The sequence below is a fragment of the Streptomyces sp. 378 genome (assembly GCF_030124145.1).
Taxonomy (GTDB): Bacteria; Actinomycetota; Actinomycetes; order Streptomycetales; family Streptomycetaceae; genus Streptomyces.
Genome location: NZ_JASKMS010000013.1, coordinates 101,824 through 115,643 on the forward strand (window position 1 = coordinate 101,824; position 13,820 = coordinate 115,643).

General features: G+C 72.0%; 8 protein-coding genes. 5 read left to right on the forward strand and 3 right to left on the reverse strand.

The annotated features are described in order from the left end of the window. Positions 1-106: 106 nt before the first annotated feature. From QNO09_RS19410 to moeZ, 3 genes are all read left to right on the forward strand, one after another. Positions 107-1,066, forward strand: a complete 960-nt coding sequence (locus QNO09_RS19410; RefSeq protein ID WP_283971466.1) for an NAD-dependent epimerase/dehydratase family protein — start codon at positions 107-109, stop codon at positions 1,064-1,066. After that, entirely contained in the window at positions 1,054-1,803 is a 750-nt protein-coding gene (locus QNO09_RS19415) for a spherulation-specific family 4 protein (protein ID WP_283971467.1), read from the forward strand. The genes QNO09_RS19410 and QNO09_RS19415 overlap by 13 nt, the downstream gene beginning before the upstream one ends. A gap of 63 nt (positions 1,804-1,866) precedes the next feature. After that, positions 1,867-3,045 carry an adenylyltransferase/sulfurtransferase MoeZ gene (gene moeZ / locus QNO09_RS19420; RefSeq protein ID WP_283971468.1) on the forward strand — a complete coding sequence of 393 codons (1,179 nt, stop codon included), beginning with the start codon at positions 1,867-1,869 and terminating at the stop codon, positions 3,043-3,045. Positions 3,046-3,116: 71 nt separating this feature from the next. Here the strand turns inward: moeZ and QNO09_RS19425 are convergent, their stop codons facing one another. The 3 genes from QNO09_RS19425 to QNO09_RS19435 all read right to left on the reverse strand — a co-directional run bounded on the left by QNO09_RS19425 (position 3,117) and on the right by QNO09_RS19435 (position 9,503). Further along, positions 3,117-4,586, reverse strand: coding sequence for an alpha/beta hydrolase (locus QNO09_RS19425; protein WP_283971469.1), 1,470 nt, complete (start codon positions 4,584-4,586; stop codon positions 3,117-3,119). A 134-nt stretch (positions 4,587-4,720) separates the two neighbouring features. Beyond that, positions 4,721-6,268, reverse strand: a complete 1,548-nt coding sequence (locus QNO09_RS19430) for an alpha/beta hydrolase (RefSeq protein WP_283971470.1) — start codon at positions 6,266-6,268, stop codon at positions 4,721-4,723. A 505-nt stretch (positions 6,269-6,773) separates the two neighbouring features. Continuing rightward, positions 6,774-9,503: a lysylphosphatidylglycerol synthase domain-containing protein gene (locus QNO09_RS19435; protein WP_283971471.1), complete on the reverse strand. Its 2,730-nt coding sequence runs from the start codon at positions 9,501-9,503 to the stop codon at positions 6,774-6,776. A gap of 186 nt (positions 9,504-9,689) precedes the next feature. On the opposite strand from QNO09_RS19435, the gene QNO09_RS19440 reads away from it, so the two are divergent. Both QNO09_RS19440 and QNO09_RS19445 read left to right on the forward strand, forming a co-directional pair. After that, positions 9,690-10,079, forward strand: coding sequence for an MGMT family protein (locus tag QNO09_RS19440; RefSeq protein WP_283971472.1), 390 nt, complete (start codon positions 9,690-9,692; stop codon positions 10,077-10,079). Between the two features lie 257 nt (positions 10,080-10,336). After that, positions 10,337-13,732, forward strand: a complete 3,396-nt coding sequence (locus tag QNO09_RS19445; RefSeq protein ID WP_283971473.1) for an ATP-dependent helicase — start codon at positions 10,337-10,339, stop codon at positions 13,730-13,732. Positions 13,733-13,820 lie beyond the last annotated feature (88 nt).

Below are 13,820 nucleotides of genomic sequence, written 5' to 3' on the forward strand. Positions count from 1 at the left end.
GGCCCCACCGGCGCAGGCAGCACCCGACCCACCCCTTCCTTCCCGCATCGAGGAGAACCCGCATGACCACCCACCCAGGAACCCCGGCGACAAGGGGAGCCGCGCGATGAGAGTCCTGCTGATCGGAGCCAACGGCTACATCGGCCGCTTCGTCGCCGACCGCCTGCTCGCCGACCCCGCCGTGCAGCTCACCGCCCTCGGGCGCGGCGACGACGCCGACGTCCGCTTCGACCTCGCCTCCGGCAGCCCCGGCGCCCTCACCCGCTTCCTCGACGCGGTCCACCCGGGCGTCGTCGTCAACTGCGCCGGCGCCACCCGCGGCGGGGCCCGGGAACTGACCCGCCACAACACCGTCGCCGTGGCCACCGTCTGCGAGGCCCTGCGCCGCAGCGGCTGCGGAGCCCGGCTGGTGCAGATCGGCTGCAGCGCCGAATACGGCCCGAGCCAGCCCGGCTCCTCCACGGCCGAGGACGCCGTACCCCGGCCCGGCGGCCCGTACGGCGTCAGCAAGCTCGCCGCCACCGAACTGGTCCTCGGCTCCGGCCTGGACGCCGTCGTCCTGCGCGTCTTCTCACCGGCCGGACCCGGCACCCCCGCCGGCTCCCCGCTGGGCCGTCTCGCCGAGGCCATGCGCCGCGCCATGCAGTCCGGCGACGGCGAGCTGAAACTCGGCGGCCTCGGCGCACAGCGCGACTTCGTCGACGTCCGCGATGTGGCCCGTGCCGTCCACGCCGCCTCGCTCTCCGCCGCGCAGGGCGTCATCAACATCGGCTCCGGCCGCGCCGTACGCCTGCGCGACGCCGCCGCGGTCCTCGCCCGCGTCGCCGGGTACGGCGGCGCCCTCCACGAACTCGACGGCCCGCCCGGGGTCCTGCGCTCGGCCATCGGCCACCCGCGCCCCGACCCGGACCACGCGCCGCCCGTCGCGTACCCGTACCCGGACGGCTGCGGCAGCTGGCAGCAGGCCGATGTGCGCACCGCGCGCGACCGGCTCGGCTGGCGTCCGCGCATCGGTCTGGAGGAGTCCCTCGCCGACATCTGGATGGAGGCGGCGTGCCGCATCTGACCAGCACCCGGCGGCGCGCCCCGGGCACGGAACTCCGACCCGGGGTCGGCGTCCCCGGTTACGCGCATCCCCTTCTCGCGCCCACCGAGTGGGGCGAACTGACTCGCCCCGGCACCCCCCTGCACTGGGTGGTCCTCAACGTGGCCGACGGCCCCGGCAGCCGCCCCGACCCGCACTGTCTGGAGGCGGCCGGCCGTCTGCGCAACGCGGGCATCCGCGTCCTCGGCCATCTCGACATCCGGTACGGCACCCGGAACTTCGGCGAGCTGGTCTCGGACGCCCACCGGTTCGTCGACTGGTACCAGGTCGACGGGTTCCTCCTGGAGCGCTGCCCGGCGGACCACGCCGGGTTGCCCGAGGTCCGCCGCACGGTCGCCACACTCCGTGTGATCCGTGACGCTGCCCACATCGTCCTGGGCCACGGCATCCACCCGCAACCCGGCTACGTCGAGCTCGCCGACCAGCTGGTCACCTTCTCCGGCCCCTGGAGCGACTACCGATGGTCGCAGGTGGCCGAGTGGACCGTGGACCATTCGCCCGGGCGCTTCTGCCACTTCGTGCACGGCGTACCCCGCCCCCACCTGGCGGAGGCACTGCGCATCGCCCGACGGCAGGGCGCGGGGACGATCTGGATCACCGACCACACGGACCGGGGCGGTCACACCCACCCCTGGGAGGCGATGCCCGGCTACTGGGACGAATTCGTCTCGCGGATCGGAACAGGTGTCTCGGAATGAAAAAGCGCATGGCACTGTTACGGGGAGAACAACCGTAGTGATTGACCGACCAACGGAGTCCCCGTGTCGCTGCCACCCCTGGTCGAGCCGGCTTCCGAGCTCACCGTAGACGAGGTCCGCAGGTACTCCCGCCACCTGATCATCCCCGACGTGGGGATGGACGGGCAGAAGCGGCTGAAGAACGCCAAGGTGCTGTGTGTGGGCGCCGGCGGCCTGGGCTCGCCGGCGCTGATGTACCTGGCCGCCGCGGGCGTCGGCACCCTCGGCATCGTGGAGTTCGACGAGGTCGACGAGTCGAACCTGCAGCGCCAGATCATCCACAGCCAGGCGGACATCGGCCGCTCCAAGGCGGAGTCCGCCCGTGACAGCGTCAAGGGCATCAACCCGTACGTGAACGTGATCCTTCACGAGGAGCGGCTCGAGGCCGACAACGTGATGGACATCTTCAGCCAGTACGACCTGATCGTCGACGGCACGGACAACTTCGCGACCCGCTACCTGGTCAATGACGCCTGCGTGCTGCTGAACAAGCCGTACGTGTGGGGCTCGATCTACCGCTTCGACGGTCAGGCGTCCGTCTTCTGGTCCGAGCACGGCCCCTGCTACCGCTGCCTGTACCCGGAGCCCCCGCCCCCCGGCATGGTCCCCTCCTGCGCCGAGGGCGGCGTCCTGGGCGTGCTGTGCGCGTCCATCGGCTCCATCCAGGTCAACGAGGCCATCAAACTCCTCGCCGGCATCGGTGAGCCGCTGGTCGGCCGACTGATGATCTACGACGCCCTGGAGATGCAGTACCGCCAGGTCAAGGTCCGCAAGGACCCCGGCTGCGCGGTCTGCGGCGAGAACCCGACCGTCACCGAGCTCATCGACTACGAGGCCTTCTGCGGCGTCGTCTCCGAGGAGGCCCAGGCGGCGGCCGCCGACGCCACGATCACTCCCAAGCAGCTCAAGGAGTGGATCGACGACGGCGAGAGCATCGACATCATCGACGTCCGCGAGCCGAACGAGTACGAGATCGTCTCCATCCCGGGCGCCCGGCTGATCCCGAAGAACGAGTTCCTCATGGGGACCGCCCTGGAGAGCCTCCCGCAGGACAAGAAGATCGTCCTGCACTGCAAGACGGGTGTCCGCAGTGCGGAAGTCCTCGCGGTCCTGAAGTCCGCGGGCTTCTCGGACGCGGTCCACGTCGGTGGTGGCGTGATCGGCTGGGTCAACCAGATCGAGCCGTCCAAGCCGGTCTACTGAGCCGTATCCGGCCATCCTTTCCGAGCGGCGGGGGTTTCGGGCACCACGGGTGCCCGAAGCCCCCGCCTTCGTCATGAGCAGACCTTGCCGTCCTTCGGCACCGAGCCGTCCAGCAGGTACGCGTTCACCGTGGAGTCGACGCAGTCGCTCCCACTGCCGTAGGCGCCATGCCCCTCGCCGCGCCAGGTGAGCATCACTCCGACGCCCTTGCCCAGTTCGTCGGCCATCCTGCGCGCGCCCTCGTAGGGGGTGGCGGGGTCGCCCGTATTGCCGACCACCAGGACCGGAGCCGCGCCGGGGGCGCTCACCTCCGGGGTGTCGTGCTGTCCGGGCACCGGCCAGTCGTGGCACCAGCCGGCCGTGTCCCAGCCGAGGAACGTCCCGAAGACCGGGGAGATCTTCTCGAACCGGGGCAGCAGCTCCTTCGTCCGGGCCGGCGTCGGCCGCTGCCTGTCGTCCAGGCACGATATGACCCGTTGGGAGTGGGTCGTCGTGCCGTAGCGCCCCGACGGGTCGCGTTCGTTGTAGCGGTCGGCGAGGGCCAGGAGCTCCGACCCGTCGCCCTTCTCGGCCGCGTCGAGGGCGCCGGTCAGGGTCGGCCAGCTGTCCTTGCTGTACAGCGGCAGGATGATGCCGGTGACCGCGAGGGCCTGCGTCAGCTTCCGCCCGGGCGTGCCCGTCGCCAGGGGACGTTCGTCGATCCGCCGCAGCAGGCCGGCGATCTTGCGGGAGCCTTCCTGCGGGTCCTCGCCCGTGGATTCGAGGTAGCCGTTCAGCGCGCGCTGGAACCCCCGGGCCTGGTTCTGGGCGTGGCCCACGGTGTCGGCGGCGGGGTCGACGACCGCGTCCAGCGTCATGCGTCCCACGCGCTTCGGGAAGAGATGGGCATAGGTGCCGCCCAGCTCGGTGCCGTAGGAGATGCCGAAGTAGTTCAGCCGCTTGTCGGCGAGGACCTTCCGGATGCGGTCCATGTCGCGGGCCGAGTCGGCGGTCGAGACGTGCGCCATCAGCTTCCCGGCGTCCTTCCGGCAGCCCTTGCCGAAGTCGGCGGCGTCCTCGAAGTACGCCTTCTCCTCGGCCGGGGTGTCCGGGGTGACGTCGACCGACTCGGCGGCCTGGATCTCGTCGTCGCCGCGACAGCGCACCCCTTCGCTGGCGCCCACACCGCGCGGGTCCCAGCTGACCAGGTCGTATCGCTCGCGGAGTGCGGAGACGGTGGGGGCGTACGACGGCATCATGGACACGCCCGAAGCGCCCGGGCCGCCGAAATTGAACAGCAGCGAGCCGACGCGGTCGTCCCCGCGGGCCCTGGCGCGGATGAGCGCCAGCCCGATCGTCTCGCCGTCCGGCTTCGACCAGTCCAGCGGCACCTTGAGCGTCGCGCACTGCCATTCGCTGCTCGGCGCGGGAGCGTCGGCGGTGGCCTTGCAACGGCCCCACGCGAGCCCGCTCTTGTCATCGTCGGACGTACCGCCGCCGCAGCCGGCGGCCAGCAGGGCCGAGGCGGCCGCCAGAGCGGTCCACCGAACGAAGCGCGTCATTGCCCATCCCCCCTCGCAGGCCGTCCGCTCCGTGCCGCGGATGGCGGTCAGGCCATGGTAGGCAGATCCCGCGTCGACCGTTTCTGCCTGTGGATAACCCTCTGACCTGCGACTTCCAGGGGCGGCTGCCGGTGTCAGGAGCAGACGGTCCCCGCCGGCGGCACCTTCCCGTCCAGCAGATAGCCGTTCACGGCGCTCTGCACGCACTTGTTCTCGCTGTCGTACGCGCCGTGTCCCTGGCCCCGGTACGTCAGCTCGACCCCGACCCCCTTGCCCAGCGCGTTCACCATCGCCCGCGCGCCCTCGTACGGCGTGGCCGGGTCACCGGTGTTGCCGACGACCAGAATGGGCGCCGAGCCCGCGGCGCTCACGTTCGGATGGTCGGCGGCGCCCGCCACGGCCCAGTCGGTGCAGCTGAGCATGGACCACGCCATGTAGTCGCCGAACAGGTCGGACGCGGCCCGGAACTCGGGCAGCTTCCGCTCGACGTAGGCGGTGTCGTAGCGGGCTTTGTCGTCGGCGCAATTGATGGCGACGTTGGCGGGGGTAATGTTGCTGTACTCGCCGTTCCCACTGCGTCCGTTCATCGAGTCGGACAGCGCCAGCAGGATACTGCCGTCACCGTTGTACGCGTTCTCCAGGCCCTCGGTGAGGTACTCCCAGAAGTCCTGCGAGTACAGCGCCTGCGCGATGCCGCTGGTCGCCGCCGTCTGGGTCAGCCGGCGCGGGAAAATCGCCGGGATCGGATCGCGGTCGAGGTCGTTCAGCAGCTTGGCGATACGAGCCTTCACGTCCTGGGCACTGTCGCCGATCGGGCACTCCTCGGCCTTTGAAGCGCAGTCCTCGGCGAAGTTGTCGAGTGCCAGCTGGAAGCCCTTGGCCTGGCCCAGCGATCCCTGCTCGGAGTTCTGCGTGGGATCGACGACGGCGTCGAACACGGCCCGGCCGACCCGCTCGGGGAACAGATGGGCGTAGACGCCGCCCAGCTCGGTGCCGTAGGAGATGCCGAAGTAGTGGAGCTTGTCGTCGCCGAGGACCTGGCGCATCAGGTCCAGGTCGCGGGCCGCGTCGGTGGTGCGCAGGTGCGGCAGGATCTTCTCGGAGTTCCGCTCGCAGGCGTCGTTGAACTCCTTGGTGTTGTCCAAGAGCAGGGCGCGTTCGGCGGCGTCGTCGGGCGTGGCGTCCTGCTGGAAGTAGGCGTCGAGCTGCTGGTCGTTCTCGCAGAGCACGGGGTTGCTGCGGCCGACTCCGCGTGGATCGAAGCTGACCAGGTCGTAGCGGGTGCGCAAGGTCTCGTAGCCCTCCGCGAACGCGGGCAGCGAGGTGACGCCCGAGCCGCCGGGCCCGCCGAAGTTGAAGATGAGTGAGCCGATGCGTTCGTTCTCGGAGCCGGTCGTCCCGACTCGGATCAGCTCAAGGCCGATGGTGTCGCCTTTCGGGTCGTCCCAGTCGAGCGGGGCCTTCATGGTGGCGCACTGCCACTCGCCGTCGTCCGGCAGCGGGGAGGGCGAGGCGCTCCCGCCCTGGGCCTCGTCCGGGGCCGGGCAAGCCTTCCAGCTCAGTTCCTGCCGGCTGAGGTCCTCTGCCTTGGCGCCGTCGTCGCCGCAGCCCGCCAGGACGGTCGAGAGCAGCAGGGCGGAGGCGGTCAGGGCGACGGCACGCAGCCGGAGCAGGGTTGGCATGGTTCCATCCTGCGGCGGTACCGAGCGGGACGCGCGGGACGCGTGCCGTACGAGGTAGCAGGGTTTGATGAGGCCAGAGAGCCTGCTCGTCGGGCCGGCGGCGCTGAAGGTCGGTTGTCCCGACGGCGGTGCGGAGGCTGTTGGTCGGGGGTTGTTTGGGCCCCGGACGGTGGTGCGGAAGGTGTCGGGTTCGGTGGTGTCTTGGGCCCGGGCCGGTGGTGCGGAAGGTGTCGGGTTCGGTGGTGTCTTGGGCCCGGGCCGGTGGTGCGGAAGGCTGTCGGCCGGTGGTGCCCAACACTGTCCGTCGGTGCTGCGGTGCTGCGGTGCTGCGGTGCTGCGGTGCTGCGGTGCTGCGGTGCTGCGGTGCTGCGGTGCTGCGGTGCTGCGGTGCTGCGGTGCTGCGGTGCGAGGGGCCCGTTTGCGAGGCGTTTGTTCCCGAGCACCCCCGACGGAGAGGAGCCAGCCGACGGAGAGGAGCCGGCCGACCCGGTGCGGCCCGGGCGGGTCAGAGGGCCTGTTTGCGCGTGAGGTGATTGAAGGCCAGCCAGCCCGGCAGCACGGGGAGCCACAGCGTGAGAAGGCGGAACAGCAGGACCGCCGGTGCCGCGACCTCCTTCGGGAGGCCGACGGCGATCAGGCCGACCGTCAGGGTCGCCTCGACCGCGCCCACGCCGCCCGGTGTCGGCGCCGCGGACCCCAGGGCGTTTCCCGCGAGGAAGACGACCGCGACGCTGGCGAGGCTGACCGAGGTGGACTCGTCCCCGAAGGCGCGGATCGACGCGTCCAGGCACATCACGAAACAGGCGGTCAGCAGCAGCATGCCGCCGATGCCGGTGACCAGTTTCTGCGGTCGTTGGAGCACGTCCAGCATGCGCGGCACGACCCCCGCGAACAGCGACCGCACGCGCGTGACGACGAACTTCCGCAGGAACGGCACCGACGTCACCACGAGCACGAGCACCGCCACCGTCAGCAGACCGGCGATGACCGTCCGGGACGGTGACAGCGACGGTGTCTTCTCGGTGCCGGTCAGGTAGCCGAAGGACAGCAGCATCAGGATGTGGCAGCCGAGCCCGAACAGCTGCGACGCGCCGACGCTCGCCACCGCGAGCCCCGGCCGCACCCCGGCGCGCTGCAGGAAGCGCGTGTTCAGCGCGACTCCGCCGACCGCAGCCGGGGCGACGATCTTCACGAACGACCCGGCGACCTGCGCCGCCACGGTCCGCACGAACGGCACCCGCTCCGGCACGAACCCCAGCAGGGCCATCGCCGCCGCGACGTAGCTGCACATCGAGAACAGTACGGCCGCGGCCACCCAGCCCCATTCGGCGTTCGCGATGAGCGGTCCGAACTCGATGTGCGTGAGCTGCGTCAGCAGGAAGTACGCGCCGATCGCGCCGGCGATGAAGCTCATCAGTGTGCGCGGACGTACCCGCTCCAGCCGGGCCGGCTCGACGGGCGCCTGCGGCCTGATCCGCAGCACCGCGTGCCGGATCTGAGTGAGCAGATCCTCCTCGCGGGCCTCCTCCAGGGCCTCGTCGATCGCCCGCTTCTCGGCCCGCTGCTCCGCCCGTACGGCCTTCTTGTCGGGCTTCTCCAGGACGGGCTTCGAGTCGTCCGCGGTCTCCTCCAGGCGGGCCTGCTTGGCCTGCTGGGACGCCTCCAGCACCGCGTCGCGCTCGCGCTGTGCCCGCTCCCGGGCCAGTCTGCGCAGCGTCGCGCGCGTGGAGCGGCTGAGCGCGATGGGCTGGAGCATCGGCAGGCAGTCCGCCACCGCGTCGGGACCGAGCACGCCCACCGCCGAGGCCACGGCCCGCTCGGCGCCCACTCGGAGGCCGAGGGTCACGAGCAGCTGGGAGGTGTCCATACGCAGCAGCAGATCGCCGGCCGCGATCTCGCCGACGCGCAGGTCGGTGAGGATGACCGTGCCGGAACGATCCACCAGAATCGCGTCGCCCACCAGCCTGCGGTGCGCGATACGCCGCGACTGCAGGGACTTCACCTGGTGCCAGGTGTCGCGCAGCAGGTCGTCGGTGATCTCCTCGTCCGACACTGAGTCGAGGGTGCGACCGCCGCTGTGCTCGTAGACGAGCATCACCGCGTCCGGGCCGAGCTCGGAGGTGGCGATCAGCTTGGGGGCGTTGGCCCCGGCCGCGATGGCCGCGTACGCCAGCAGCGCCTCCTGCTCCAGTGCCTGCCGCAGCGACTGGAGGCTGCTGCGGGTGGCGAAGCCGCGCAGGGTGAGATTGCGCCAGGCGCGGTAGAAGAAGCCCTGCGCCTGTTGCTCCCGGTCGACCACCGTCACGTCCAGGGGCGGCCCGTCCTCGAGGGTGACGAAGTAGCGCCGGCCCCGGTCTCCGGCGTCCGGGTTGTCCGAGGTGTCCTCGCGTGACGCGCTGACCGGGTGGAAGCCGACGGTCCGCAGGCCGGCCATCAGCGTCTGCCCGGTGGGCCGGACGTTGGGCGAACCGACCGCGTACAGCGTGCCGTAGGCCACGGTCCAGCCGATCAGCACCGTCAGAACGATCGAGAACGGGGTCGTGTAGCCGGTGACGAGCATGGAGAAGGCGTCGAGGAGCAGCACGACCCACAGCACCGCGCGCCATCTCGGTCTGCGCGACATGCCGACGGCCGTCATGTACGCGATGACCGGGGCCAGATAGCCGTGCACGGGATCGGTCAGCGCGTGGATGTCGCCGGGGGAGGGCTGTGTGAGCGCCTCCTGGATCGAGTCGGGGGCGGCCCGGGCGACCCACAGGTCGGTGGCGAGGGTCACACCGTGCGCCAGGACCGCCGCGAGGACGCCGTCGGCGATGCGGAGCCCGTCCCGTTTGATCAGCCGCTCGATGGCGAAGGCGACCGGCACCAGCAGGATGGCGATGCTGGAGGCCAGCCCCGCGATCTTGATGAGCAGGTCGGGGGCCTGCCCGGTGCCCTTGTTGATGTCCTGTTCGAGGCCCGAGGTGGTGCCGTGCGCGAACGCGGCGATGCCGATCAGGATCACGACGGCGAGCACACCCACCAGCAGGCGCATCAGGTCGGACGGGCGGTGCACGCGCGCGGGGAGCAGCGGCTCGTCGCCCTCCACCTCGTCGATGTGCGCGACGTCGGGCTCCTCGGCTGCCGCCCGGGACTTCTTCGCCGCCCCCTTCGGAGCGTCCGCCGGGGTGCCCGGGCGCGACGAAGCGTCAGAGGTGCCTTCCGTGCCCTCGGGGTGCGCACCCTGCTGCTTCATCGTCTCTTCTTGGTCTCGTATCACCGATCACCGCCCGCACGATGGTGGCATGCCGCACCGGCACACGGGACAATCAGGGTGCACATGCGGGGGCGGACAGTCTGCCCGACGCGCTCCCGCCGGGTGAGGGAAATGCGCGGGATCACGCCCGGCCCGTTGTCGGTGGGGTGGGGCAGGATGGGGCGGATGAGTGAGCAGAGCCCTGAGGGGGGCGGGTACGAGGATGGGCCCGCGCAAGCGCTCCCCGAATACGCCGAACGGGTCCTCGACGTCGCCGAACTGATCCCGCCGGGTCGTGTCATGACCTACGGGGACGTCGCCGAGTGGCTGGAGCAGGGCGGTCCGCGGCAGGTCGGCCGTGTGATGGCGCTCTACGGGGGAGCCGCGCCGTGGTGGCGGGTCGTCCGCGCGGACGGCGCCCTGCTGCCCGGGCACGAGCAACGGGCGCTCGGGCACTACCGGGCGGAGGGCACGCCCCTGAAGGAGGCGGGCCGCTCGGCCGAGGGCCACCTGCCGCGCCTCGACATGAGACGGGCGCGGTGGGACGGCGGCGGTCGCGCGGAGGGTCACACCTGACAGCTTCCGCCATCGGACGGCCTGTCGTGGGACCCGTGATCCGTACGGGGGAATCGGGGCACAGCGGGAACATGACGTACGTTCGAGAGGCGAGGGACGTGAGTGCCGCGAGTGAGCGGCGGGAAGAAGGGGAAGCCCTGCTTCCGCGTCACTGATCGGCGTAGCGTCGGCTCCGCGTGCCCCCGTCACCCCGCGGTCACCGCCCGCCTCGTGCGGTGGCCCGCCACCCAGCACTTCCACCAGAACCGGCGAACCACGTGAGCTCCTCTTCCTTCACCAGCGGCCTGTCGCACTCCCGGGTGCGACAGGGGAGTCGTGGCGCCTACCGACTGGTACGTACCCCTCCCGCTCGGGTGGACCCCCCTCATTTGGACGCCTCGCAGCGCTCCGTGGTTGACCACCCGGGGGGCCCGCTGCTCGTCCTCGCAGGTCCCGGCACAGGCAAGACCACCACGCTCGTGGAGTCGGTGGCCGAGCGCGTCGCCCGGGGCGGGGACCCCGAGCGTGTGCTGGTGCTCACCTTCAGCCGCCGGGCGGCCGTCGAACTGCGCGACCGCCTGGCCCTGCGGACCGGGGCGGCCCGCGCCCCCCGGGCGACCACCTTCCACTCGTTCTGCTACGCCCTGGTCCGTGCCCACCAGGACAGCGACCTGTTCGTGGAGCCGCTGCGGCTGCTGTCCGGCCCCGAGCAGGACGTCTCCGTGCGGGAGCTGCTCGCGGGCCAGGTCGATCTGGAACGGCTCGGACTCGCACACGTGCGCTGGCCGGACGAACTGCGCGCCTGCCTGACCACCCGCGGTTTCGCCGACGAGGTCCGCGCGGTACTCGCCCGCAGTCGTGAACTGGGCCTAGGCCCGGACGCCCTGGACGCCTTCGCCCGCCGCACCGGCCGCCCCGACTGGCGCGCCGCGGCCGCCTTCCTCGCCGAGTACCTCGACGTGCTCGACCTGCACGGCGTGATCGACTATGCCGAGCTCGTCCACCGCGCGGTGCTCCTCGCCCGCCGCCCCGAGGTCGCCGCGTGGCTCGCCGCCCGGTACGACGCCGTGTACGTCGACGAGTACCAGGACACGGACCCCGCTCAGGTGCGGCTGCTGGACGCCCTGGCAGGCGACGGCCGCACCCTCGTCGCCTTCGGCGACCCCGACCAGTCGATCTACGCGTTCCGCGGCGCCGACGTGAACGGCATCCTGGACTTCCCGCACGCCTTCCCGCGCGCGGACGGCCGCCCCGCCCCCGTCTCGGTACTGCGCACGTCCCGCCGCTCCGGCGCCGGCCTGCTGGCCGCCACCAGGCTGCTCACGCAGCGCATGCCGCTGACCCGCCTGCCCGCCGAGAAGGTGCGCGCCCATCGCGAACTCGCCCCCGTTCGGGACGGCGGCCGTGTCGAGGCGTACACGTACCCGACGTCCGGGACCGAGCTGGACAACATCGCCGACATCCTCCGCAGGGCCCATCTGGAGGACGGCGTCCCGTGGAGCGACATGGCCGTCCTGGTGCGCGCCGGCTCCCGCACCATCCCCACGGTCCGCCGCGCCCTCACGGCGGCGGGCGTCCCCGTGGACGTCGACGGTGATGACGTGCCGCTGCGGCACGAACCGGCGGTGGCACCGTTGCTGACGGCCTTGCGGGCGGTCGCAGCGGCGGAGGCGGGATTCCCCGAGCCCCGGCAGCCCGAGGAGGTTTCTCCCTCTCGCGAACCCGAGGAGGTCCCTCCCTCTCGGGAGTCGGAGGAGGCTTCCTCCTCCGACGACGCCCCCTCCGCACGGCAGGACGGCTGCTGGCTCGACACCGAAACCGCCCTCACTCTCCTGACCTCCCCCCTCGCGAGCATGGACGCCGCCGACCTGCGCCGTCTCGGCCGCGCCCTGCGCGACGAGGAACGGGCCGCGGGCAACCCGCTGCCCCCTCCCTCCGACCTGCTGCTCGCGCAGGCGCTCGCCGAGCCGGAGCGGCTCGCCGTGCACGACCCCACGTACGCGCGGGGTGCCCAGCGCCTCGGCGCGCTGCTGCGCAAGGCCCGCGAGCGCCTGGCCGGCGGCGGGACCGCCGAGGAGGCGCTGTGGGACCTGTGGGAAGGCACGCCGTGGCCCGGCCGGCTGGAGCGGGCCGCCCGCCGGGGCGGCGCCGCCGGGCGCAACGCGGACCGCGACCTGGACGCCGTCTGCGCCCTGTTCGCCACCGCCGCCCGCGCCGAGGAGCGCACCGGCGGCCGGGGAGCCCTGAACTTCCTGGAGGAGATCGACGCCGAGGACATCGCCGCCGACACCCTCACCCGGCGTGCCGTGCGATCCGACGCCGTCCGCCTCATGACCGCGCACCGCTCCAAGGGTCTGGAGTGGCGCCTCGTGGTCGTCGCCGGCGTCCAGGAGGGCCTGTGGCCGGACCTGCGCCGCCGAGGCTCCCTCCTGGAGGCCGACCGCATCGGCCGCGACGGACTCGCCGAACCGCTCACCCCCGGCGCCCTGCTCGCCGAGGAACGCCGCCTGTTCTACGTGGCCGCCACGCGCGCGCGTGAACGCCTCGTCGTCACCGCGGTCAAGGCCCCCGCGGACGACGGCGACCAGCCCTCCCGCTTCCTGACCGAACTCGGCGTCGAACCCAAGGACGTCACGGGACGCCCCCGCCGCCCGCTGTCCGTCGCCGCACTCGTCGCCGAACTGCGCGCCACCACGGTCGACCCGCGCGTCTCCGACACCCTCCGGGAGGCCGCCGCCCACCGCCTGGCCCGGCTCGCCGCCCTCGCCGACGACGACGGCCGCCCCCTGGTACCGTCCGCCCACCCCTACCGCTGGTGGGGCATGTTCGAGCCGACCGAGTCCAAGGTGCCGCTGCGCGACCGGGACCAGCCGGTCGTGCTCTCCGGCAGCGCCCTCGACCAACTGGCCAACACCTGCGCCCTGCAGTGGTTCCTCGGCCGCGAGGTGAAGGCCGACGCGCCCGCGACGGCTGCCCAGGGCTTCGGCAACGTGGTGCACGTCCTCGCCGACGAGGTGGCCTCCGGGCACACTCCGGCCGACCTCGGCGTCCTCATGGAACGCCTCGACTCCGTGTGGAACGCCCTGGCCTTCGACGCGCCGTGGAAGTCGGCCCAGGAGAAGGACAACGCGCGCGTGGCGCTCGAACGGTTCCTTCAGTGGCACGTCATGAACCGCACCGCGCGCACCCCGGTGGCCAGCGAGCACGACTTCGACGTCACCCTCGAAGCGGGCGACTACCAGGTGCGCATCCGCGGCCAGATGGACCGGGTCGAGACGGACGGCGACGGCCGCGCCTACGTGGTCGACTTCAAGACGGGCAAGCAGGCGCCCAGTTCCAAGGAGGTGGAGCGCCACCCGCAGCTCGCCGTCTACCAGCTGGCCGTGCGCGAGGGCGCCGTCGACGAGGCCTTCGACGGCGTACGCCCCGAGCCGGGCGGCGCCGAACTCGTCCACCTTCGGCAGGGGGCGGCCAAGCGCGACGGCGGTGAGAGCCTGCCCAAGGTGCAGGCCCAGGAGCCCCTGGAGGGGGAGTGGGTCGGTGATCTGCTGGCCACCGCCGCCGGAAAGGTCCTCGACGAACGGTTCACACCGACCGCGGGGCAGCACTGCACACACTGCGCGTTCCGGGCCTCGTGCAGCGCGCGGCAGGAGGGGCGTCACGTCATCGAGTGAGGTATCGCACCACCTGTGCCGACCTGCGCTTCTTCGCTCCCGGAGGCCGATCCGGTCACTCCTGTCAGTGGCCGCCGCTAGCCTTTCG

Bases quoted from the DNA above. Each gene is read 5' to 3' on its own strand.
- QNO09_RS19440 (WP_283971472.1), top strand. From the start codon at position 9,690: ATGAGTGAGCAGAGCCCTGAGGGGGGCGGGTACGAGGATGGGCCCGCG.
- QNO09_RS19430 (WP_283971470.1), bottom strand. From the start codon at position 6,268: ATGCCAACCCTGCTCCGGCTGCGTGCCGTCGCCCTGACCGCCTCCGCC.
- QNO09_RS19410 (WP_283971466.1), top strand. From the start codon at position 107: ATGAGAGTCCTGCTGATCGGAGCCAACGGCTACATCGGCCGCTTCGTC.
- QNO09_RS19425 (WP_283971469.1), bottom strand. From the start codon at position 4,586: ATGACGCGCTTCGTTCGGTGGACCGCTCTGGCGGCCGCCTCGGCCCTG.
- QNO09_RS19435 (WP_283971471.1), bottom strand. From the start codon at position 9,503: ATGAAGCAGCAGGGTGCGCACCCCGAGGGCACGGAAGGCACCTCTGAC.